The sequence below is a fragment of the Candidatus Parcubacteria bacterium genome, assembly GCA_023131895.1.
Classification (GTDB): Bacteria; Patescibacteriota; Minisyncoccia; order Minisyncoccales; family JAGMDC01; genus JAGLYZ01.
In genome coordinates, this window is record JAGLYZ010000002.1 from 309,339 (window position 1) to 329,936 (window position 20,598).

A 20,598-nucleotide genomic window follows, 5' to 3' on the forward strand; every position below is an offset into this window, starting at 1 on the left:
TTCAATCTTGCCAATTTTTTTCTAACTTTTCTTTTATTTCTGGAATTTCTTTCCACCAACCATTTGGGTCAGAATTTTCAATTACATTAAGAAGTTTCTTGCTTGATTCGGTTTTGAGCGAAGAACGAACTTTATCAATCCAAATTTTAGCATCTTTTTCTCCTCTTTCAAGATAATGCTTTGCTTGAATTGCCAACTCTAATTTATCAGCGTCTCTAGCTACTATTGCCTCTAGAGTTTTTTTATCTTCAAATTCTTGATATATTCCTTTAATTTCTTGCCCGCCTGGTAGATTTTCAATTTGATCTGAAAGAGCTTTGCTTTCCTGGACACCTTTGTCTGTTAAGTAAATACTTTGCAATAAATTTATATCAAAAACCCTAGCTTCGCCATTATCATGGAAAAGACACATTAAAGCAGCTTTTTCAGCATTTGCTTCTTCCATTTTTCCAAGAACATAAGCAATTTGAGCAGCGACAAAAACATGTTCAGCCACTGAATCAATATCTTTAATTCCAATTGTTGTTAAACCGCTTCTAGGCACTCTTTTTAAATGAAGCAGCTCAAAAAAGAAATTAACTATTTTTTTAATTTTTTCTTTTTCTTCCATACTTTTATCCTTTTTCTAAAATAACACATTAAAAGTAATATTTCAATCTTTTTATTACAAAAAAATACCTGCTAAAAGCAGGCTAATTATTTTATATATTTAGAAATATCATCTGGATAAATTGTTTTCCCGCAATATTCGCAGCGAAATCTTAGCAATTCACCTTCTATTGTTTCTCTATTGAAAATCGAAGATATTGGTTCCTTTTTATCATTAGAAATACAACTATCATTTGGGCAGGAAATAATCCCATCAATTGTTTCCGGAAGTTCTACTTTCCATTTTTTTATTACTTCTTTCTCTCGAATAATATTTATTGTAGCTTTCGGCGCAATAACCGCAATCTTGTCAACTTCTTCTGGTTTTAGCTCTCTGTTTTCTATTTTTATGAAATCTTTTCTTTTAAATCTTTTACTTTTTACGTTCATTGAAGTAGTCACTAGCAAATCATTTCTGTATTTTTTCTCTTCGTTGATTCCTAAAATTCTTAAAACTGTTAACGCTGTCCAAGGAGGAAGATGATCTATCACTGTCCCATCTTCTATTGGCGGTACTTTCAACACCTTCATTTTTTTATTCACCTCCTAATTAAGAACTGCTTTAAGATTAGCAGAAAATATCAAATCAGTCAATAGTAAATTCAACTATTGAATTTTTTTGTAGAGTTCTTTTATTTGTTTTCCCTGGTCTTTAAAATCTAAAACTTCCCGGCGGATCCTGGCTTTTTCTTTACGAATATGTTTTTTAATTGATTTCGACATTTCTTTCTTTTTCATTCTCCCTTGATAACAGCTAATGGCACTAGTTTAGCAACTTTCTTTGATAAACCAGCTCTATGAACCACATCAACAACTTCATGAATATCCTTGTAAGCAAGAGGCGCTTCTTCAGCAATTCCTCTTTTTGACCAACATTTAACAATAATACCTTTTGATTTTAGCTCATTTATAACTTCTTGTCCAGAAATTGTCCTTATCGCCTGATGCCGAGACATTGTTCTGCCAGCTCCATGACTAGTGGAATAAAATGCTTGTTCTCCTGTTTTTTGGCCAACTAATATATAAGAAGCTGTTCCCATTGAACCAGGAATTAAAACCGGCTGGCCAACTTCTCTATATTTTTCAGGTATTTCAGGATGTTCTGGCGGAAAAGCCCGCGTAGCACCCTTGCGATGAACAGCAAGCTCTATTTCCACGCCATCTATCTTATATTTTTCTTTTTTAATAATGTTGTGAGCAACATCATATAATAATTCTAATTTTTCTTTTTCACCCAAAATTTTTCTCCATGTAAGACGGACATAATAAGCAATCATCTGCCTGTTTGCCCAGGCATAATTTGCCGCGCTTGCCATTGCTTTAAAATAATTTTGGCCTTCTGACGAGTTAAAAGGCACACAGACAAATTCTTTATCTGGAACTTTAATATTATATCTTTCCATAGCTGGAATCATTGTTTTTAAGTAATCAGTGCAAACTTGATGGCCAAGCCCCCGGCTTCCTGTATGAATCATTACTAAAATTTGATTTTCAAACAAGCCGAATTTTTCTGCTGCATCCTTATCAAAAATTTCATCCACTTTCTGAATTTCCAAAAAATGATTTCCAGAACCAAGCGTTCCTACTTGATCCCTTCCTCTCTCTTTAGCATGATTAGAAACTATTGAAGCATCTGCCCAATCTAATCTTCCGTTAGATTCACAATAAAAAGCATCTTCTCTTTCTCCGTATCCCTTTTCTACTAGTCCCGGCGCTCCTTTTTCTAAAATCTTATCAATTTCTTGAATAGAAAGTTTAATTTTCCTTCCCCTTCCCAAACCAGAAGGAACTTGTTTTTGAATTTCTTCTGCTAATTTTTCTAAATGCGGCTTGATTTCGTTTTCTGTGTGTTCTGATTTTAGCACCCTCATTCCACAGTTAATGTCAAAACCACAAGCGCCTGGCGAAATAACACCGTTTGAAGTTCTAATTGCGCCTACAAATCCTATTGGAACACTATATCCTTCATGGCAATCCGGCATAGCAATTCCATATTTTACAATCCCTGGCAAAGTCGCTCCATTGATAAGCTGATTAATTGATTCATCTCTAAATATATCTTCCAGCATCTTTTCTGAAGAATAAATTCTAGCCGGCACTCGCATATCTTTGCGAAAAGATTTTGGAATCTCCCATAAGTAGTTGTTTACCCTGTTAAATAAAATCTTTGATTTTCTTTTGCCAAAGGCAAAAGATTTAACAGGGTGAATTTTTATAAAATCTTTTTTTGAAATCATAATTTAATTTTTTAAATCAGAGCACATAAATTTTTATTTATGTGCTTTAGCTCTTCTCTAACAACTTCGCGATCATCCCAAGGGATTTTTTTGCCTTTAGAGATACACATCCATGGCTCGCAACCCTTGCCAGTGATAATTACTATATCATCGGACTTCGCCAAGGTCATGGCTTTTTTGATTGCTTCTCTTCTGTCTAATATTATTCTTACAACTTGTAATTTGTAGCTTGTAACACCAGATTTTATCTCCGATAAAATCTGATTTGGATTTTCATCATAAGGGTCTTCGTTGGTTAAAATAATTTCATCGCAATACTTGCCAGCAATTTTCCCCATTTCTAGTCTTTTCCATTTATCTCTGCCACCACCAGCAGAACCGAGAACACATATAACTTTTGACTGTTGACTATTTACCATTGATTCTTGAATAGTTTTATAAACATTTTTTAAAGCGTCCGGCGTATGGGCATAATCCACTATAACTATAAATGTTTTATCAACTATTTTTTCCATTCTGCCAGGAATTCCTTTAATTTCTTCTACGGCTTTTTGGCAAACTTCCAAATCAATCCCCTGGCTTAATCCTACAGAAATTGCTGCCAAAGCATTGTATTTATTAAACTCTCCTGTTAAACCGAGTTTGATAGAAGTATTATTAAGATTGATGTCTCCTTTATCAAATCCAAAAGTATATTTTTTGTTAGCCGGAAACTTTAAAAAGTATTCAGCATTCTCATCATCTAAATTAATAATATGTATTCCTTTGGTTGCCTGAAAAAGCTTTCCTTTTGCCTCTTTGTATTTTTCAAAGGACCCATGACTTTCTATATGCTCTGGCGTTAAATTAGTAAAAACGGCCGTATCAAAATCGATAAAGCGATGGCGATACTGCTTTATACCTTCAGAAGTTACCTCTAAAACAACATACTGGCATCCAGTATTTACAGCCCGCCTCAAAAACTTTTGTAATTTCAAACGGCCAGGCATTGTCATTTTTAAGGTGTTTTTCCATTCTTTATCGCCAAGCTTGAATTTTATTGAAGAAATTGAGGCAACTTTAAATCCAGTTCGTTCTAAGATATTGGAAGCAAAATGAACCACTGTTGTTTTTCCATTAGTGCCTGTAACACCAATAACTTTAATTTTTTTAGATGGAAAACCATATAAAAAAGCGCCTAAACCAGCCAAAGAAAGATGATAAAAATCAAGTAAAAATGATGGAATAAATTTTTTAATAAATTCCTTGGTCATATTTTTATACTACCTTAAAATTTAAATTAAAAAAAGGCAAAATCTTGTTTGCCGCTTAATAGATAAATCTAATTGGGTTCACCCTGTTAAATAATTTCGCCTTTGGCGAAATTCCCCGATAAATCGGGGATTTAACAGGGTAAATATTCTTTTATTTTCTTTGTTAAGCTAGTAGGTGTAAAATCAGTTTTTATTAAATAATCAATTGCTCCTAATTTTCTTGCTTCTTTTCTTGTTTTAGGATTGTCGTAATTAGACAATACAACAACTGTAATTGAAGAGATGTCTTCGTCCTTTTCCATTTCTTTCAAAAAAGAAATACCATCGCCCCTTGGCAAAATGATATCTAGAATAATTAAATCCGGTTTTTCTTTGTGAGCCAATCTTAAACCGTCTTCCGCGTTAAAAGCTGAAATTACTTTAAATTTTGCTTCAGAAAATTTATCTTTATACATCTCTGACAAAATTTCTTCATCTTCAATAAGAAGTATCTTAGCCATAAGCTTATTGTTTTAAAATAACATTATCCCGGCCATTTTTCAATAATCAAGGCCTTTTTCTCTTTTAAAGGAAGAGTTTGATAAATTTCTTCAGTGATAAAAGGCATAAATGGATGAAGCAACTTAAGAGAACTAACTAAAACATAAACTAAAACTTGCTGAGTTTCAGAAGTGGTTTGTTTCTTTGATGTCTCAATATATTTATCGCAGAAATCGTGCCAGAAAAAATCATAAAATTTATGAGCGGCCTGACCGAACTGAAAATTGTCCAAATCCTTATTTACTGATTTTATTGTTCTGTTTAGCTGTTTTAATATTTTTTTATCTGCCTCGGTTAAGTTTTGAGTTCTAAATCGCCCAAGCTTAGCAAGATGCCAATAGGATTGAACCTTGTCTTTTGGTTTTGAGATTTGCTGCAAAACAAACCTGCTGGCGTTCCAGAGCTTGTTGCAAAACTTCCTCCCCATTATTATATTTTCCTCTCCAAATCGTATGTCCTGCAGGTCTGTAATTTGCCAGGCAATTCCAAATCGGGTAGCATCAGCTCCATATTTTTCAATAAGATTGATAGGATCTATTCCGGTGCCTAATGATTTTGACATCCTTTCTCCTGCTTTGGTAAGTACTGTAGCGTGAATATAAACTTTTCTAAAAGGCGGTTTTTTCATAAATTCCATTCCTGAAAAAATCATTCTAGTCACCCACAAATTTATAATTCCCCTGTCTGTAATTAAAACATCAGTTGGATAAAATTTTTTAAGGTCTTTTGTTTTTTTAGGCCATCCCAAAGCAGCAAACGGCCAAAGAGCAGAAGAAAACCAAGTGTCTAAAACATCTGTTTCCCCTTTCAAAGGAATCTTGTGCCCCCACCAAATCTGCCTTGATATGCACCAATCCTTAATGTTTTTTAGCCATTCAAGATAGGGTTTTTCCCATCTTTTTGATTGAAATTTTACCTTACCGGTTTTAACCGCCTGAATTGACAATTTCGCCAAGTCGTCCATTTTTAGAAACCATTGCCAAGAAGGAATCAGTTCTATTGTAGCACCGCACCTGTAGCACTTTGGGATTTGATGAGTATAATCTTCAACTTTCTTCAAGAGACCAAGTTTTTCTAACTCTGTGAGTATTTTCTCACGAGCTTCCAAAACCGTTAAGCCCTGATATAAACGAGGGGCATTTTCAGTAATTTTTCCATTCTCATCAATGACCTGAATGCTTTCTAGATTATGCCTAAGACCAATCTCATAATCGGTTAAATCGTGAGCAGGAGTAACTTTTACAGCACCGGTTCCAAATTTTGTATCAATAATTCTATCGGCAATAATTGGAATTTCTCTATCAACTATTGGTAAAATAACTTTTTTACCAATTAAATTTTTATATCTCTTATCTTTTGGGTTAACAGACACTGCTGTATCTCCAAGCATTGTTTCCGGACGAGTAGTCGCTACAATAACATATTTATTCTTTTTTTCAGACAATCTGTATTTTATAAACCATAAATTTCCTTTTTTTTCTTTATACTCAAGCTCTAAATCAGATAAACTTGTCTGGCATCTTGGGCACCAGTTAATTACCCTTTTACCTCGGTAAATCCAACCTTTTTTATAATAATACAGGAATGCTTTTTCTACTGCCCGAACATAATCTTTATCCATAGTGAATCTATTCCTTGACCAATCGCAAGAACAACCCAATTTTTTTAGCTGATCTAAAATAATATTTCCGTATTCTTCTTTCCACTGCCAAACTCGCTTTATAAATTTTTCTCTGCCCAAGTCAAATCTTGTTTTACCTTTTTTCTTCAGCTCTTTCTCTACTCTATTTTGAGTAGCTATACCACCATGGTCAGTACCCGGAAGCCAAAGAGCTCGATAACCCTGCATTCTCTTCTGCCGCACTAAAATATCATGCACAACATCTTGAAGCGCATGACCCATATGAAGCTCGCCCGTAACATTTGGCGGTGGAATAACAATAGTATAAGTTTTTTTTCTTTTGCCGGGTAATTTATCCGGATTAAAAAAACCGCCTTTTTCCCAAAGCTTATAAATCTTTTCTTCAATTTTCTCTGCCTTATATTGCTTTTCCATAAAATTTACAGAATAGATTTATCATAAATCTGGCTTGCCCAGAATATCTTTTTGTCATCTAACCATTTTAAAACAGCTTTCTTTAAAACAACAGGAAGAATATTCTCTTTAATAAACCTATCTTTATCTATTAAAACAAAATCTATATGATCCTCCTGACTTTTAGTAATTATCTTATTAACATCTACATCAAAAATTAAATTAATTTCATGATGTTCTTCGCCATCTTCAATAAAAATATTTTCTACTGTACCAATAAATCTACAATTTTTAATTGATAAATCCAACTCTTCTTTTAATTCTCGAAAAAGTGCGTCTTTCACGCTTTCGCCAAAATCAACATGGCCGCCAAGAAAAAAATAATAATTTCTTTTTTTATGTTTGCAAACTAAAATTTTCCCCTGATGTTGAATCACAACCCTGACACAAATTTCAAATTCTTTATTTTTCATGATTCACTAATTTTAAATTATCATTTTTTTGCCTGAAAAACAAGTTAAAAAAATAAAAACTGCTGTTCAACAGTATAATCACATATCTTTAATTGTCCTTAATTTTGAATTACTCTATATCTATTGTTACATATCTTGAAAATCGGGTTTCCCCTCAATAAACTCACAAGCAAGTCCAAGGTTTCTAAAATAATTAGTCATAGCAATGCAGGCAAATTTTTCTGTTGAATAATGAGTTGCGCCAATAAGATTTATTTTAAATCTTTTCAATAAAGCGTGCGCTTTCATTGAAGGTGGATAATTTCTGCTTAGCTTAGTTATTCCTGTCACAAAAACATTGATTCCAAATTTTGCAATTTGAGGTATTGTTTCTGGATCATTCCCACCTCCTGCAATCAAAGCCACTTTTCCATTTCTAATTTTTTTTGCTCCATATTTATATAATTTTACTTTATGCCCTACTGCCTGTTTTACTTTGTTAGCTAATTCCTCTACGGTCTGAAAATTAGTTTTTCCAATAATTCCGACATTAACTCCAAAATATTCACAAAATTCGCTTTTCAAAATAATACCTAACGCTCTCGCTAAATTTGTTGTAGTTGAATATTCTCCGTTCTTATCTAATGGAACATGTAGAGTATAAAGAGATATTCTTTTTTCTTTAAGTTTTGGAAGTAAATCTGGATTAATATTTATAAATGAAGGAATTTTAGTAATATCCCAAATCATCGGATGATGAGTAAATAATAAAATATTCGTTTCTCCTGAATTTAAAATTTTATTCAAGACATCGTCTGTCGGAAAAACAGCAGTATAAACTTTCTTTACATCTTGAGTATTATTCAACACCAATCCCATAAATCTTTTTCTAAAATTATCACTATAAAATCATTAAAGTCTATTTCGCTCCAATCATCTTTACAATGTGTTAAATCAAATTCCTTATCTAAAATTTGATATAATTTTTTTGCTTCCATAATTCACTAATTTAGAAATATCATCTTTTTACTCAAAAAACAAGTAAAAAAAGCCTGCTAATTAACTATATAAAAAAACGGGCGCTCATTTTTTGAAACGCCCTTTTTGGGTTCTAAACCGGTCAGAAAACAATTTAGCTCTATTGGGGTGAAAAAAGCAATACCTCTTTCCCATATATCTGAGAAATTGCCGCTATAAAAACCTTTTTATGGCTTGGACATTTTTTTCTATGCCATCAAAATTCCTGTTTTTCAACCGGTAGTCTAATTCCCAAAGCGCTGATTTATTGCTGTCGTATTTTAGTTTGTTTATGGCATCTTTGCAACTAAGCCATATATATTGAGTATGTTCGCTACTAATTTTTAGCTTCTTTGAAGATACCTCAATGCCAAATGCAAATTCCGGAATCATAATAATTTCTTTTCCCCATTTTAATCCACAAATATTTACAGCCGGTATGGCAGTGATAGATGCCAACCTGATATAACGTGACTTTCTATCAATAGATGCTTCCTCAAATGCCTCTCTCCTCATAGTTTTAATGGGTCTTTCATTCCCATCACCTCCTCCCGCAATACCTTGCCATATATTTAAATCTTTCCTTTTGAATATTGCGTAATAATATTTTTCTCCTTCTCTTATAAAGGGAAGTACTAAGACTTGATATGGTATTCTCATTTTTTTATATCTAAATGCTTTTTATAAAATTATTATCTGATTTTGATGTAATAGGCAGTTCAATGTAGAAAGTGGCGCCTTTGCCTTCGCCTTGGGATTCTGCGCGGATTTTGCCACTGTGAAGTTCAACAAATTTTCTGGCAACATTAATACCAATCCCTGTCCCCTCAACAAAAGTATCTATACCTGCTCGACCCCTGACAAATAATTCAAAAACACGATTTTTTTCTTCTTTGGTAAATCCTCTACCAGTATCAGAAATTACAATTTGGATTTTGTCTGCCCCGTAGGAAGCCAAAAGCTTTCCTTTGAGAGATGTTAGGTTTTGGATTTTAATAGTTATATTTCCTTTTTCAGTGTATTTAATGGCATTATCAATAATATTAAAAATGGCCTGTCTTATTTTCAAAGAATCTATATTAATTTCCGGTAAAGGTTTTTTTGGCTTTTGCCAAATAAGTTTAAGGTCCTTTTCTTGGGCCAGGGGCTTCATTTCTTGATATACGCTGTCAATTAGCTTCTCAATTCTGACTGGCTCTTTTTCTAATATTACTTTTCCCAACTCAATCTTAGAAATACTTAATAAATCATTAACGATTTTAATCAATCTTTCAGAAGAGGTAAAAATATTTTTGAAAACTTTTTTCTGTTTCTCGTTAGCTTTTCCATAAGTGCCTTCTAATATCAATGAACTATAACCTTTAATGGCTGTTAATGGAGTTCTTAATTGATGCGAAGCCATAGAAATAAATTCTGATTTTGCCCGGCTCAATTTTTCTAACTCTTTTCTCCTTTTAACTTCCCCAAAAACACTTTTAATAAGCATATAGCCAAAAATGAGAAAAATTGCCAAAGCTATTCCTTTTAAAGCTTGAATAGTAAATACTTCAGTGAACAACAAGGCATCCAAGGCCAACAAAATAGTAATTAAAGCCACAAAAATCGAAGTTACAACAACCTTCATCTCAAATAACTCTCGTTTTGCAATAGCAAAAGCAGTAAATCCGAGGAAAAAAATAGTTGAATAATCACCGAACTGATAATACTGAACGCTCCCACGCCAGAAAGGTAAAAATACATTAAAAATAAGATTCATTAAGGCAAAAAAGAGAATTCCTATTAAAAAATATTGAACCTTAAGTTTTTGTTGCTTGGAAACTTTGAAATATTTTTTTATAAGATGGGCAATAATTATAAATGTTAAGAAAGTCATTGCTCCATATAGATAGATTATCCCTTTGCCTAAAATAATGTCGGTTCCCCATTCTTTGACTTGAATATTTTCGACAATTAAATTAGTAAAAACAGAACATAAACAAAAAAATATTCCGATACCTATAACAATTTTGTCTAAAATCAAAAATCTTTTTCCCTCTATAGGAAAATGCATTGTAAAAAAATAAGCAGGTACGAAAAAAAATGATGATGCTCCGAAAGCCAACTTTCTCAATGACAATGCATGATGAAATTGACTCGATAAGTGAGCAAAGTAGGCGAAAGTAACCCACAGAAGGATAGAAATTGTCATCAAAAAAAACATCTTATTTACTTTTGCTTTCCGATTGGCAAAATATACCCAAAAAGCCATCCAAATACCAATACTGATAGTTAAAAAAATAAAAATTTGGTTAATAAAAGAAAAATTTATCATAATAAAAATTTGCCAAATAAAACAAGGAAAGACCATGAAATCTTTTCTGTACCAATTGCAATCTCAGATAAGTAAGCAATATTTATTTTCTCTATCTCTAATTTCTTTAATAAATAAAACGTAATAGGAATAACAAAAAGAAGTATTAGTGAAAACATGGGGAATAATTCCAAATAGACTCCAAGAATAATTGGCAACAATGCAATAACATTAATTAAGTTCAAAAATCTAAGTAATCCTTTTCTTCCAAAAACAATAGCTAAGGTTAATAAATTTTCTTTTTTATCGCTTTCAATATCTTTAATATCATAAAAATTTGTATCCATAAAACATCGTAAATAAACAAAAATCAGAATCAATATTAGGGTCAGGTTTAGAGGATAAAAATAATAAAAAGCTAAAAATATTATTAATAATGTCCACATTAGAGAAACAAAGTAATTTTTAAAACCAATTATTTTTTTAGTACATTCTTTTAAAAATATACTATAAAGCAAGCCAATTAAAAACAGTACAAGTCCGAAGATTATAACCGATGTTTTATTAAAGAATACTAGAATAACTGTCATCAAAAGAGCATAGAAAGAAATAATAAAGGGGATATATTTAATGTGTTTTTGCAAATATAGGGTTCTCTCTGGATTTGTAGAAAGATCTATCTTTAATTCTTTATAACGATTAAAAAGATATGCTGAATGTATACCTAAATAAACAACTAATAAACAATCCCAAGTTATTTTAATTCCTAATAAAATAGCCGATGTGAAAACAATACTCACAGCTCCTAAAGAAAGAAAATGTCCTGTATAAATAAATTCATTCCAGATAAATTTTAGGATTTTCTCAATTGCCATAATTTTTGGGTTTTGATTTCATTCTTTAATTCTACTAAATTTTATCTGAAATAACAATGAAAATCCCACGATTTACCGCAGGATTGGTTGTTTTCTTTTTCAGATTATCAAAGATTTGTCAATGAAAATCATATAACTACCTCAAAATAAAAACTAAAAGTTTGGAATTTTTATTCTGAAGGTGGTTTTATATATTTTTGAATTACAAATGGAAGTAATTTTTCTAAAATTTCTTTTACGGTTTTTTTATTTTTTCTTAATTCTCTAATCTTTTTTCTTACAATTACAGTTTCTGGATAAGGTTGTAGTTGTAAATGGAAAATCTTTCTCCATTCTGGCTCTGTCATTATAGCTTCGTTGAAGGCCTCAGAGAGAGCCCAAACAGAATAAGAATATTGAGATTTTTTATATTTAGGAAAGTATTTAAAAAGATAATCATAAAATAAAAAATGAAGTATTTCATGAGCAATGATTGCCTCAACTTTTTTGAAAATTCTACCTTTGTAAGGAAATTGAAATGTTTTCTTAGAGATATCTCTTGGAAAAATATTCCAAATTGTCACAAATGCTCTATAATCACTCTTAGGCCAAGGATATTTTTGAAATAATTTATCAGTAAGATAAAAGAATTTCTGTTCAACTTTTTTCCATCTCTTTTCGGCTTCTTTCACTCTTTTTTTAATTAATATATTGCGATGTTTATAACAATTTATCACATAATTTTTTAGAAATTTCTTTTTTGCTTTCTTATTTTTCATTCTCTTCAATGATTTAATTTTGAGATGTTTTTTAAAAAAATAGTCCTCCATAATAGACCACCTATCAAATATTTTAGCTTCTTTTTCAAAAGCAAAATAAACAGAAATATCTTCTTCTGGCTCAATAAGAAATTTTACATTAGGATGTTTAGATTGCTTCATAAAATAAAAAATGGGATAGATGTTTTTATTCTATCCATTAAAAACTGTTCTGTAAAGAATTATTTCACTCGTTGGTAGGTATCCCAAATGAGCCATTCTAATCCTTTTTTGGAATGAGGACAGATTCTTTGATCAACATCCCACATGCTTCCGTAGCGAGCCTCTGCACTTGCCGGACAGCCTCCACCACAGATAGCGATTGCTTCGCAATCTAAACATTGTGGCATATTCAAAGGAGAACGTCTTAACCATTCTTGAAAGTCCTTGTTTTGGTAGGGGTCAAAAGATTTATCGAACACCGAATTGTTAAAAAATCGACGAGATTTGATAAAATCTGGACAAATTCCTATCTTGCCATCAGGAGAAATAACTAATTGGTGTCCAATTGCAGCACAATCAGCAAACATAATTTTCCGATAAGCAAATGATTGTGCTTTTCTCATCATCCGTTCTTCCCATATTCCTTTATCTCGAAATCGCGAGAATGACTCAAGCAAACATTCAGCAGCTTTCTTGTAGTAAGTTTTGTCTACTGGTATCCTTGGATTGTAGTGAAGAATGTTAAACGCTAATCCATTTTGCAGTCCGAGTTCGTACTCAAAGAAATCAAGTACTTCTGTAAAATGTTCCACCACTAAAGGAGTTAGTGTACATGATATCCCTACCTCGGCACCAGCTTTTTGAAGTATTCGATATGCAGTAATCACTTGTTGAGATGTTCCCTTTCCATTTTTAGAAATACGATAAACATCGTGAATCTCTCCTGGTCCATCAATAGAAACTCCTATAGAAATTTGATGTTCAGCAATAAACTTGGCTATCTCAGGAGTTATCAAAGATCCGTTAGTTACCATTGCAAGTTTTGTATTTACCGGTAGACGATTTTTTTTAATAAGGTACTCTGTGTATAGTGTAGCTACAACTAAAGCAGGAAAGTTTAACAAGGGTTCTCCGCCATAAAGTTCAATAGTTATCTCTCTTTTCGGATTAATAGGATATTTCTGGTTCATTCGAGATAAAAGTTCTATAGCTGCCTGACAGACATCTTTTCTCATTCTGGTTGCTTGAAGGTCTTGTATTTCATCTTTGTTCTGAAAACAGTATGTGCATTGGAAATTACAGTCATCTGTAAGTATCAAATACATCACTCGGATAAAACGCTCTCTTTGAAGTTTCTGTACTTGTTTCTGGAAGACATCAATCTCATTGTAATCCTGAGGAACTAAGAACCGTTCCTTAATAAGAAAGGAAATTATATCTTGAGATATTGTCCCCTTTAAGGTTTGAAAAATGTGGTTCTTAGTATCATTGGGATATTTGAAGTACTTGATGATTTTCTTTGCTGATATTTGATCGAGAAACAAAAATTCCATGTTGGTGGAATGATATACTGCGACTACCGCACCACGCTGAAAAGTCTTCACAAAACGAGAAATTCTGTATTTTTTCATAAGAGTCACCTCCTTTTTCTTTCTTAGAAAAAAATAAGTGGACTTTCATTATTTAACAAGCCCACTATTACTTTAATGTCAGCATCGAGTACACGATGTATAGCAGGGACAGTGCACGCAATCAATTCCCTCGCCATTAGAAATCTTTTGTAGAGTACCCAAAACTCCTTTCCGTTCTTCAACTGTAACTAATCTCGGCATATTTTCTCCTTGTCCTTTTTCATTCTCTTTCTTACCCATTCTTTTCACCTCCTGTTTCTTTGCTCAAACCTTCCCTCTGTATTCCAATATATCATTGAAAAGGTTCTATTTTCAACCTATCAAACCCGATAAACCTTGTTAATAGCTTTTCAAAAAAATCCAACGATTTACCGCAGGATTGGTTTTTTACTTTTTGAGATTATCAAAAATTTATCAATGAAAAAAATTTAGTTTCTGTTTTTATGCCTTAAATATTCCCTCCATATCTTCTCCAGTTTTTCTATTGGTCTTGGATAAATGATTTCTATTATCTCAATATTCTCTTTTAGTATCTTTTGACGTGAAGTTCTTTTATATACTTTTTTGAATTTTTCTATTCCATAAGTGTTAATTAGAAATCTCACAAAAGAACCTACTTGGGGATAAGCAATCATATCATTGACTTTATCCCAGTTTTTATTTTCCACTAAAAATTCAATGGGATAAAGTTTATTTTCTTTTAAGTATTTTTTTGCCCAAATATCTATATCTTTGCCATACCACCTTTCATCCATAAATTCAGCTAAACCCTCAGAAAATAAAAATATAGAAACTCCCAAAGGCAAAGAAAGCAAATGAGTATCTTCATGAGGTCCTATACATTGAATTTTATTATCATAGAGAGAGTGAACTTCAAATTTTTTGGGAACCCAAACTTTTCTTTTTTTAATTTCCAACCAAATGGCATTACCATGCCCATCATCTCCCATTAAATTTTGTTTAGTTTTTTTCGAGGGGTATAAATAATAATTTATCTTTTTTTTATTTTTTAATTTTAGAGTTTTTATTATCTTTTTATAACACCCTTCTTGAACCTCAATTATTTTTTTAATCTCTTTTTCTGCTAAAGAATTTTGGAAATAATGAAAAACATAATGAGGAGATTTTCTCACCATCCAATTTCTTTTCTTTTGATAATCAGTTTTAAACCAGGAAATATTTTGTTTTATTATTTGCACAAAATTTATTTCTACTTGTCAGAGATATTTTGAAGTTCATTAAGAATTTCAATTATTTTTTCTTTAAGCGAATATTTGTTTTTCAATTTAAAAAAGCAATAAGTAAACCATTTAATCTTAGAAAAACCCTGTTTTTTTTCTTCTGCAAAAAATTTCTCTTGTTTGGTTTTGTTTTGGATAAAACTTGCTTGAAGTCCTCGAACAAAATATTCAGAAATAATCCATTGCCATTTTGGATAAAATTTTCTTGATATTGAATTAGTAAGTAAAGGATATAATTTTTTAAAAATTTCGGATTTTTTCTTTATCTTTTTTTCTTCAAGTATGGGATTTATTAAATGATGCAAGAATTCATGAATGATTAGATACGTATCCACTTTTTCAAAAGAAGGACCAAAAACTATATAGGCCCGAGGAGTAATCAATGGAGCAGAGCCCGCTCCAGTCGTTTCTAAGAGATTAGGAATTAATATAATTTCATTAAAGTGCCACTCTATATTTTCTTTTTCCAAATGCTTAATTATTTGTAAGATTTGACTATTCGTTTTTCTTTTATAAAAAGAAATAACTTTTTGATAATTCGGCTTTGATTTTTGCCAAAGTTTTTTTATTTCTGCCTCTTTATAAAATTTTCTTAATACTTGATTAAAGCCTTGAAACCATATATTTGGTTTTTGAAGAGAATCTTTATTTTTTGTTTTCAGCTTAAATTCAGGAAAATCTGATTGACGAAGAGTCCAGCAAAGATATTGAACATAATGACCACGATCAAAAAATTGTTCCATCATTTTTATATTACTTATGTTTAAGGATTGAAGATAGTTCTGGACATTTTTATAGAAAGAACTTTTTGGCAATTTTTCTTTAAATTTTTGATGAACATTACATAAAATCAAAGCACAAAAAAGACAAAAAACCCTTTCATCTAATGAGAAGGCAATTTTTATTTTTTTAGTTTTTTGGTTCATAGATTTATTTAATTCTAACACATTTTTCTAAAAATAAAAAAAGTCCCGAATGTAAAATTAAATTCGGGGTAATTTTTATTTTATTGTTGGTTGGCTAAAGAGTTTTTGTAAAACTCAGTATATCCCTGAAGATGCTTTTAGCAGCTTCTCTTTTGAAGAAATTAGAGATTCGGCTAGCGACGGATAACCCTGGGTTTTCAGATAGAGTTCAGTAGAAATTATACTGGAGCAGGCAAAAGTTGCAGAAAAATTTAGATAAGCTACATATACTCTGACAAAGTTTTGCCTTAGAGGAATTTCGTTAGACTCAATTGCTTGTAGAAGACTACCTTCTGTAGCGTACTTTTGACATTCATAGAAAACTTCTATCAGCACCCCTAAATCTTCTTTTATTTCTTCAAGAGAACTGTGGAATTGATAGAAAATTTTCCTGAATCCTCCTTCTTCGATTGTAGTAATTGCTCCTTTCCATGCAGAACATCTTTCTGGGATTATTCGCTGTGCTAAAAAAGCATTTTCAAGTTCTATCATTTGGTCAAGTTCTGCTGTATCTTGGAAATTTAATCTTTCCATTTTTGCCAAAAGATGGTCAATACAATCAATAGCTTTCCCTAACCTGTTGTCAGTAGCGATTAAATGCTCTATAGCTCCTTCCATATAATATTTTTCTTGTTGTGAATCTCCATTGCCATGAATTTCTGTAAGTAGAGCATCTTCTAAAAGCGAATTTGCCATTTCAAGTTCTACTAAGATGTCTGACGTTACTTTCGAAAGCATAGTGGACTCCGGGATGTATTTTCTACAAGGCTGATGGTTTTTTCCACCCATTTTATATCACCTCCTAATTTTTTTCAATCCTTCAATGCAACCTTTCCTCTATATTCCTATATATCATTGAAAAGGTTCTATTCTTTTTCTATCAAACCCAACAATCCTTGTCAATAGCTTTTCAAAAAAATCCAACGATTTACCGCAGGATTGGTTTTTTACTTTTTGAGATTATCAAAAATTTATCAATGAAAATACGATTTTTGAGAATTAAAATTTATCTATTAATATTTTGGAGTTTGAATTTCTTTATAGAACCACCAATCATCTACCCCAAAGTAGCTTTGAGGAATATATCCTACTAATTTATATCCATTTTTCTTATAAAATTTAGATCTCTGTTTGTCTGTTATTAAAAGGAGAATTTTATGAATCCCCTGTTTTTTAGCAATAGCTTCATATTTTTTCAGGAGGTTACTGCCGATACCTTTATTTTGAGATGAATCTTTAACAGCAAGCCATATAATAGAAGAGACACCACCGTAAGGAGAGTTAGCTATAAGATAACCAATAATTTCGTTATTATCTATAGCAATAAGAAGGGTAATTGTTTTATTTTTGACCAATTGTTTTAAATTATTCTTCGTATAATATTTTTTTAGAAAAAGATTTCTTGCTTTAATAGGATATTCTGGGAATTGTTTTTTTACACTAACCTTAAATAAATCCCAAAACAGACCAATATCCTTGTGGGTTGCCTTTTTTATTTTAATTATCTGACTGTTCTTTTTCATTTTTCTATACATTTTTAAATTTATCTCTGTGATTTTTAATTTCTAAATACGCCTTTCGAAGAAAATCATCAAAATTGGAATGCTGCTTTGTGTGTTTTTTATACAATAACTTAAAATATTTCGGCAAATTTTTCTTTCCAATATATATTTTTTTATATTCGTCATAAAAATCTGCTTTCTTTTTAAGTAATTTTTGAATTCTTAAATCATTTAATATCACAGGAGCCAAAATTTCACTTAAATGCCATTCAATATAAGGACATTCAAAAGTTTTACTTTTAGCATTTGGGAAAACTTCTTTCCATTTCTTAAAATACAAAAAATGACAACATTCATGCATAATTACTTCAATAGCATCTTCAACTTTCTTGTATTTATAGAATATAGAGAAACTCCAATCATTTAAGAAACGTGGGCAGATTGGATTTATAGAAATCATAGCTTTAATCTTTTCTTTGTTTTTGGGCCATTCAGTAGACATAATTTGTTGCAACAACTCAAAATAATCCTTTTCTATCTTATCCCATGCTTTTTGATATTTTTTCTTGTTAGCAATAATGATTGTTTTATTGGATTTTTTGTAATTAACAATATATTTTTTCAAAAATTCAACCTGATTTTTTTCTTCATTTATTGAATAAACTTTTTCAATCTTAGGATGTTTTTTAGTAATATACTTACCCCATCCCCACTTATTTTTAAATAAAAAACCATGGATACAATCCACTTCTATTGGCAACGGGATGTTAATAAAGTATATTTTTGGCAAAGCCATAATTATATAAAAAATTTTTTAAATTTCTTTTTTTCTATTAATATTTTACAATGTCAACATCGGATGTCGATATCGAAATTGGATACTATTATCTTGCCTGTCGGCAAAATTATTATTTAGGGCTATCTTTTATTTTTTTGAATAGTCTTTTATCATGAACAGCTATACTTTGTAATTTGTATCCAGAGAAGATAGTTTTTAGTTTTGTTTCCAAAAAAAACATATCAATTACACTTTCTGTCTTCTTATAATTCAATCCTAATTTTTTGAATTTATCAAAAAATATTAAATGCATCAATTCATGGGCAATCGTTATATCAGCTTCTTTGATATCCATTTTTCTATTACTTCGCAAGTCAATAATATTAGGATATTCAAATTGTCCTTGTGGCCCATATAAAGTAATATAGCAAATATATTTATCTTTTATTTTAACATTGAAATTTCTTAAAATATTAAAAAATTCTTTTCCATTTCTTTTCCAATTTTTTCTTATTATTTCTTTTCTCTTTTTATAAACATTTTTATCATAAATATTATCCAACCTTTTATCTAATTCTTTTTTGAATAGTTTCTTATCCCCTTTTGTTCTTTGGTATAGTTTTTTATAAAATTTAGGTAATATAATAGGAAAATTATTATCAACAAACCATTGATATTCCGAATGAATATGTAATAATTTCTCTTTTTCTCTTTTTTTTGAATATATAAATTGTATCGTCATAGGACAAAATTCTTAAATTCTTTTATATTACTATTTTACTCTATTATTAAAATTTTGGCTATTTTGTGATTTAAGATTGTATAAAAAAATGGCCAAAGTAATTTTAGTTTACTCCCTTGGCCAGTTCGCACTCAGAAAAATCCTGAATCTTGTAATTGCTTAGCGATAGACACAACCTCACTCGCAGGATTTTTCATTTTTGGAAAATTATCCCCGACTAATTTCCCAATTTCTTGGATATTTTTATCTCCCGTCATTTGACTCACGATGAACGCTCCAACTTCATTGAAAGTCAAAACACCCTTTGTCTGAAAAAATCCGATATAGCCATCAATATCTTGCCTAATTTTAAACCGACAGTTTATTTTAGGCACAAATTTTTCATTCATTTTTGACCTCCTCATTTTGTGAGATGAATTCGTCCGGAGCATACATACCGCCATTATAACGAGAAGCAGAACATCCGCCACCGCAGAAATTATCGCATTCGCGACACTTGGCAGGCAACCACTTCAAAGATCTAAAATGAGCTAGGCGATTAGTCCATATTTCAATCAGCGGAGTCTCTAAAATGTTACCGTAACTCCCTTTGGCGATAGAACAGGAACGAACATTTCCCATGTAATCAATATGCCCAAAACCTGTACCTTGCCAACAACCAACCACAAAATCGTGATATTTCTGGGGCAATAAACACAAAGGAAAAGCATCGCCAAAATTGGCTAAAATATCCAATTCCTTTCTAACTTTCTCTATCTGAGAAAAAACAATCAAGTAATCTTTAAGAGAAAGTTTGGCTTTATCCCAGTCAGATTTTGCTCTACCGTAAGGAGTCAAGCGTCCCACATTTATTTCGTCTATATTGATACCGTTCATCTTTAACCATTCGCAGGTCTCAAAAATAAATCGATGGTTATCTTTCGTTAAGGTATATAAAATAGAAATTCCCAATCCACAATCAATGCAGGACTTTATGCCTTTCAGTGTTGCCTCAAATGAACCATCCACCCCTGTTATTTTCTCATGGATACTTTTTTTGCCGTGTAATGAAATAGCACCGCAAACTATTCTATGTAATAACATCTTTTTTACTACATCTTTGTTTATATGTGTGCCATTAGATACAAACGACAGAAAAAAACCAAGAGAATCTGCATATTCCAACACTTCTTTCCAATAAGGGTAGATAAAAAATTCTCCTCCAAAAAGCCTAACTTCAAAAACCTCTGCTTTGGCAAGTGCATCTAAAATAGATTTAACTTGATTCAATGAGGGATGCTCCATTCTTTTGCATTCCACTTCAGCATTGAAACAAAATTCGCAGTTCAAATCACATACGGGCGTCACTTCAAAATTTACAGATAAGGGAGACTTTAATGCTATCAATTCATTCATTTTATATCCTCCTAAAAATTTAGGAGAGTGAAAATCTACATTTCACTCTCCGCTCTATTCACTTACAACAACGACAGGTGCACTGGCCTTGACATTTCATCGAATGCAATTGCATCGGCTCTACTTTGGGATGAACTTCTTTTAAGACGCTAAACTTAGCCATAGTGGCTTCATTCTTTGTTTCCATAATTTTTTCCTCCTTTCTATTCAACGGATATCTCAAGATTGCTCTTCTTGGATAGCCTAATTTGTTTACC

23 protein-coding genes are annotated in these 20,598 nt (G+C 31.4%); all 23 read right to left on the reverse strand.

The annotated features are described in order from the left end of the window. Position 1: 1 nt before the first annotated feature. Positions 2–610, reverse strand: a complete 609-nt coding sequence (locus KAT95_02510; protein MCK4520718.1) for an HD domain-containing protein — start codon at positions 608–610, stop codon at positions 2–4. An 86-nt stretch (positions 611–696) separates the two neighbouring features. Further along, positions 697–1,179 (reverse strand): aspartate carbamoyltransferase regulatory subunit, encoded by a 483-nt coding sequence (locus tag KAT95_02515; GenBank protein ID MCK4520719.1) that lies wholly within the window; start codon positions 1,177–1,179, stop codon positions 697–699. A gap of 203 nt (positions 1,180–1,382) precedes the next feature. After that, positions 1,383–2,885 (reverse strand): RtcB family protein, encoded by a 1,503-nt coding sequence (locus KAT95_02520; protein MCK4520720.1) that lies wholly within the window; start codon positions 2,883–2,885, stop codon positions 1,383–1,385. A gap of 11 nt (positions 2,886–2,896) precedes the next feature. Beyond that, positions 2,897–4,138, reverse strand: coding sequence for a UDP-N-acetylmuramoyl-L-alanyl-D-glutamate--2,6-diaminopimelate ligase (locus tag KAT95_02525; protein ID MCK4520721.1), 1,242 nt, complete (start codon positions 4,136–4,138; stop codon positions 2,897–2,899). Positions 4,139–4,269: 131 nt separating this feature from the next. Next, the gene (locus tag KAT95_02530) at positions 4,270–4,638 is read right to left on the reverse strand and encodes a response regulator (GenBank protein MCK4520722.1); all 369 of its coding nucleotides are present in this window, start codon (positions 4,636–4,638) and stop codon (positions 4,270–4,272) included. Between the two features lie 23 nt (positions 4,639–4,661). Further along, positions 4,662–6,734 (reverse strand): valine--tRNA ligase, encoded by a 2,073-nt coding sequence (gene valS / locus KAT95_02535; GenBank protein ID MCK4520723.1) that lies wholly within the window; start codon positions 6,732–6,734, stop codon positions 4,662–4,664. 5 nt (positions 6,735–6,739) lie between these two features. Continuing rightward, entirely contained in the window at positions 6,740–7,186 is a 447-nt protein-coding gene (locus KAT95_02540; protein ID MCK4520724.1) for an NUDIX domain-containing protein, read from the reverse strand. A 126-nt stretch (positions 7,187–7,312) separates the two neighbouring features. Beyond that, positions 7,313–8,044 carry a Nif3-like dinuclear metal center hexameric protein gene (locus tag KAT95_02545; GenBank protein ID MCK4520725.1) on the reverse strand — a complete coding sequence of 244 codons (732 nt, stop codon included), beginning with the start codon at positions 8,042–8,044 and terminating at the stop codon, positions 7,313–7,315. Positions 8,045–8,356: 312 nt separating this feature from the next. Next, positions 8,357–8,842, reverse strand: coding sequence for an NUDIX domain-containing protein (locus KAT95_02550; GenBank protein ID MCK4520726.1), 486 nt, complete (start codon positions 8,840–8,842; stop codon positions 8,357–8,359). Positions 8,843–8,852: 10 nt separating this feature from the next. Beyond that, entirely contained in the window at positions 8,853–10,493 is a 1,641-nt protein-coding gene (locus KAT95_02555) for a hypothetical protein (protein ID MCK4520727.1), read from the reverse strand. Further along, a complete protein-coding gene (locus KAT95_02560) occupies positions 10,490–11,347 on the reverse strand; it encodes a UbiA family prenyltransferase (GenBank protein ID MCK4520728.1) in 858 nt (285 codons plus the stop codon). The genes KAT95_02555 and KAT95_02560 overlap by 4 nt, the downstream gene beginning before the upstream one ends. A gap of 170 nt (positions 11,348–11,517) precedes the next feature. Continuing rightward, positions 11,518–12,267, reverse strand: a complete 750-nt coding sequence (locus KAT95_02565; GenBank protein MCK4520729.1) for a hypothetical protein — start codon at positions 12,265–12,267, stop codon at positions 11,518–11,520. A 59-nt stretch (positions 12,268–12,326) separates the two neighbouring features. Next, entirely contained in the window at positions 12,327–13,718 is a 1,392-nt protein-coding gene (locus KAT95_02570) for an SPASM domain-containing protein (protein ID MCK4520730.1), read from the reverse strand. A gap of 78 nt (positions 13,719–13,796) precedes the next feature. Continuing rightward, on the reverse strand, positions 13,797–13,958 hold the full coding sequence (locus KAT95_02575) for a hypothetical protein (protein ID MCK4520731.1): 162 nt from the start codon (positions 13,956–13,958) through the stop codon (positions 13,797–13,799). A gap of 188 nt (positions 13,959–14,146) precedes the next feature. Beyond that, positions 14,147–14,917 carry a hypothetical protein gene (locus KAT95_02580; GenBank protein MCK4520732.1) on the reverse strand — a complete coding sequence of 257 codons (771 nt, stop codon included), beginning with the start codon at positions 14,915–14,917 and terminating at the stop codon, positions 14,147–14,149. Between the two features lie 11 nt (positions 14,918–14,928). Further along, positions 14,929–15,885 carry a DUF4932 domain-containing protein gene (locus KAT95_02585; protein ID MCK4520733.1) on the reverse strand — a complete coding sequence of 319 codons (957 nt, stop codon included), beginning with the start codon at positions 15,883–15,885 and terminating at the stop codon, positions 14,929–14,931. Positions 15,886–15,999: 114 nt separating this feature from the next. Then, positions 16,000–16,662, reverse strand: a complete 663-nt coding sequence (locus KAT95_02590; protein MCK4520734.1) for a hypothetical protein — start codon at positions 16,660–16,662, stop codon at positions 16,000–16,002. Positions 16,663–16,937: 275 nt separating this feature from the next. Beyond that, the gene (locus KAT95_02595) at positions 16,938–17,447 is read right to left on the reverse strand and encodes a GNAT family N-acetyltransferase (protein MCK4520735.1); all 510 of its coding nucleotides are present in this window, start codon (positions 17,445–17,447) and stop codon (positions 16,938–16,940) included. A 4-nt stretch (positions 17,448–17,451) separates the two neighbouring features. Next, a complete protein-coding gene (locus KAT95_02600) occupies positions 17,452–18,222 on the reverse strand; it encodes a hypothetical protein (GenBank protein MCK4520736.1) in 771 nt (256 codons plus the stop codon). A gap of 112 nt (positions 18,223–18,334) precedes the next feature. After that, complete coding sequence (locus tag KAT95_02605; protein MCK4520737.1) at positions 18,335–18,946, reverse strand: hypothetical protein; 612 nt, start codon at positions 18,944–18,946, stop codon at positions 18,335–18,337. A gap of 131 nt (positions 18,947–19,077) precedes the next feature. After that, positions 19,078–19,335, reverse strand: a complete 258-nt coding sequence (locus tag KAT95_02610; protein ID MCK4520738.1) for a hypothetical protein — start codon at positions 19,333–19,335, stop codon at positions 19,078–19,080. Beyond that, positions 19,328–20,341: a radical SAM protein gene (locus tag KAT95_02615; GenBank protein ID MCK4520739.1), complete on the reverse strand. Its 1,014-nt coding sequence runs from the start codon at positions 20,339–20,341 to the stop codon at positions 19,328–19,330. The genes KAT95_02610 and KAT95_02615 overlap by 8 nt, the downstream gene beginning before the upstream one ends. Positions 20,342–20,399: 58 nt before the next feature. Further along, on the reverse strand, positions 20,400–20,598 hold a 199-nt coding region (locus tag KAT95_02620), incomplete at its 5' end, for a hypothetical protein (GenBank protein ID MCK4520740.1).